We start from the raw sequence: 3,205 nt of genomic DNA, 5'->3' as shown, positions 1-3,205 counted from the left end.
GATTCCAACCCTGAAAGACACGAAAAATCGCCCTTGGTGGTAGCCAAAGGTAACTGGTTTGCGGAGTAGAGCTTGTTAAGCAGACTTTACAAGAGTTCTTGAAGTGCGAGCTAAACTGCGGCTACACTGGAAGGACGAATTAGGTTTCTGCGCTCCGCGAAAGCCAGTTACCGAGGGCTCTATGAGTTGGTAGCTCATAGAATCCAGAAGAAACCACCGTTGGTAGCGGTGGTTTTCTTCATTCAAGATAATGGTTTAATAGTTACGTAGTCAAGAACGGCCCCCACCGTTCAATAAAATACGCGTTCAATGCTGATATACTCATCCTCCAAGCGATAAAGAATCTTGTACCGGAGTGGTAACTTGTAGAGAAAGCCACCCGGGTGCAGGTCATCTCTTCCAATACGGTTATTGTTTTTTATTGTATCAACCCCCTTCATGATTTTTTTATCATCCTTCTTTGCGAAGGCCAGACTTTCATTTTCCACATTTGATTCGAAAAAACCCTGTCGATCTGACATGGCTTTATCTGACCATCGCACTCTCTTTATCATCACTATCTCCATCTCTTGTTAATTTAAAAATAATCTCTCCATCCGAAACCTTTATCTCATCTTCAACTGAAGATCTCCTCTCTGGAAGCAAAGCCTTATCTTCAGTAAATCTGGCATGCCCTTCCTTTAGGGTGTACCTGATAAGCCCTGTAGGAGCATCATCCTTTCCGGTAATCTTCAATCCACCTGGCATCTTCGCGATCATCCAACTATCAGAGTCTTTGTCGTAAAGAACATCGACGAAGTCACCAACCTTCATTGCCGCCTTCTGTAGCAAACCAGAAGTGATGCGGATAGAAAGCTCTTGGGCATTAGTTGAAGTTTTATAAGATTGACTGGCGACAATTGATGACTCACCAATCCTGCTGGATGGAGCTCTTGACTTGCTAACCTGGCTAACAAAACCCATTTCAAACCCCCGTTATGTCAATTCCCAAACCAGTATACGATCTTGTAAGCACCTCAACAACTGATCTTGCTATGTCTTCTACAGATCTCTATCCACTTAAAAAAACAAACAGGGATCCACGCAAAGAAGTGACAGTATTTTTTACGCCATACCTATTTTGTTAGTTGTGAGATCTCGAGATCCTCTGCCGAAATACCATCTTTTTTTTGTCAAAAATGAGGTTGACGCATATGAGTATCACCTTTAATGTGAGCACAAACGTACTCACATTACTCCATTAAGAGAGCTATAATGGAAGCTAGAATTCAATTCCGGATCGAATCGGAAACCAAAGACCTCGCAAAAAAAGCCCTTGATAAAAAAGGAATTTCACTCAGCAACGCGCTTAGGACTTTTCTTGAGAGGCTCGCATCAACGGAGACTGTTATGAACAAACAAGAAACATGGCTCAAAGAGCAGATTGAGGATACATTCGAGAGGATAGAGAGAGGTGAGGTTCGCTACTACAGCGAAGAAGAAGCTGAAACAATGATGGATGCATTCATCCTGTCGGTAGAAAAAAGAGAAAAAATATCCTCATAAAAAAGGGCTGCGATATGCAGCCCTTTTTTTATCTTAAGTGAGAGCAACTTATGACCGTGTACTGTGTGTCTTATGATCTCAACAAAGAAGGCCAAAATTACGAAGAGCTTTATGTCGAACTGAAAAAGTCCCCTGGTTGGTGGCACTATCTGGACTCAACTTGGTTGATATCGACGAGGGAGGACGCGGTGCAACTTAGCGAAAGACTACTCAAGCACTTGGATAGCAATGACAGTTTATTAGTCATTGGTGTAACTACAGATCGAGCTGGATGGCTTTCAAAAAAGGCGTGGGAATGGATAAGCCAGCATTCCTAAAGAGATGCAATTTACCATAACACCTCTTTCGCGCCCCTCCCCATGCCGCCTCAGCGCGGATCCATCGCGTAACCGCTAAAAGTCGGTGTTGCGCATGCGCAACAGCAGCGGGATCCCACGAAATGATTTTCGGCCGGCTGCATGACTATGCAGCCAAAGGCAACCACGCCATTTTAGCGGCTAAAATTCTGCGAAGCTGCTAAAAGCCAAACTAAACCCCATTGATAACGGTGAACGGGTGCACAGTTTACTGTGCGACCGTGAGACGTTGGCCAAGCCCTTGGCGCGGCAGAAATCAGCCCGTTCTTTAACCGAAAGTTGAACCCGCCTTGTTAATGGCATTCTTAATCGCCTCGCGGATATCAGCGTACTGACTGCTATGAATGCCGCCATCCTGAAACGCCAAAATGTTCAGTTGCTTCCCGAGACTGATGATCTCTGAAACGAGTGCGTAATCAGTTTTAACAGGGGTTATGCGGCGATGAAGCGAAATACGTCGAATGTATTCAGCAACAGTAAGGCCGCCTGCACGGGCACTTTCGTGGATCCGCTCATACTCATCTTCTGTACAGCGAACTTGTATCAGCTTCGTCTTTTGGCGGGGTTGTTTAATGCTCATCAGAAGGTCCTGGATGAATGGGGTGTCGGGGCGAAAGCCCTGACTAACTCGTTTTGTGATGCTGCCATCGAGATGGCGGTAGTACAAAACATTTCCTGTCCGATATTTGAATACTGTAACTAACGAGACATCATCTGACGTCACTTTGCGGTGGAAACCCTATCCTGCATCGCTTCAGAAACGAGGAGTTTTTTATTTCCCTTATGGAAAGGAAATGATCTCATAGTGACTGCCGACATAATCAGGTCAAGTTCGGGCTTCGGGGCGTAAGTGCATAATGTCGGTTTAGATGAAATGACGCCTCCTCGCTCATTCGCTCACTACGTTCGGTCATGAGACTGCGGCGGGCGTTGCCAGCTCACAGAGACGAGTTCGCTGAGAAACATTGAGGGTAAAAGAAAAGGAAGCGGCGTTGCCGTTTTTCCATAGGCTTCGCCCTCCTGACGAACATCACGAAAATCGGCTGATTTTTCGGTGTTCAAGTCAGAAGTGGCGAAACCCGACAGGACTTAAAGATGCCAGACGTTTCCGTTTGGCGACTCCCTCGTGCGCTCTCCTGTTCCCACCCTACAGATCTCCCCACATCATTCCGCTGTTATGGCCGCGTTTTCTCATTCCACGCCTGATGCTGAGGTCTGGTTAGGTGGTTCGCTCCAAGCTGGGCTGTATGCACGAACTCCCCGTTCAACCCGACTACCACGTCTTTCCAGGTAACTATACTCAT

4 protein-coding genes are annotated in these 3,205 nt (G+C 46.1%); 1 reads left to right on the top strand and 3 read right to left on the bottom strand.

Features of this window, described 5'->3' with window-relative positions; genetic code table 11:
• Positions 1–290: 290 nt before the first annotated feature.
• The gene (locus LZU96_RS23695; RefSeq protein WP_419149902.1) at positions 291–521 is read right to left on the bottom strand and encodes a hypothetical protein; all 231 of its coding nucleotides are present in this window, start codon (positions 519–521) and stop codon (positions 291–293) included.
• A 4-nt stretch (positions 522–525) separates the two neighbouring features.
• Positions 526–963 (bottom strand): hypothetical protein, encoded by a 438-nt coding sequence (locus tag LZU96_RS23480; protein ID WP_233988998.1) that lies wholly within the window; start codon positions 961–963, stop codon positions 526–528.
• A 291-nt stretch (positions 964–1,254) separates the two neighbouring features.
• On the opposite strand from LZU96_RS23480, the gene LZU96_RS23475 reads away from it, so the two are divergent.
• Positions 1,255–1,545: a type II toxin-antitoxin system RelB/DinJ family antitoxin gene (locus tag LZU96_RS23475; RefSeq protein WP_233988997.1), complete on the top strand. Its 291-nt coding sequence runs from the start codon at positions 1,255–1,257 to the stop codon at positions 1,543–1,545.
• 624 nt (positions 1,546–2,169) lie between these two features.
• Here LZU96_RS23475 and LZU96_RS23470 read toward each other — a convergent pair.
• Positions 2,170–2,481 (bottom strand): plasmid mobilization protein, encoded by a 312-nt coding sequence (locus LZU96_RS23470; protein ID WP_233988996.1) that lies wholly within the window; start codon positions 2,479–2,481, stop codon positions 2,170–2,172.
• Positions 2,482–3,205: the final 724 nt, after the last annotated feature.

It is taken from the genome of Pantoea agglomerans, from assembly GCF_021397715.1.
Classification (GTDB): Bacteria; Pseudomonadota; Gammaproteobacteria; order Enterobacterales; family Enterobacteriaceae; genus Pantoea; species Pantoea astica.
This window is presented reverse-complemented; position numbering and strand designations above follow the sequence as displayed.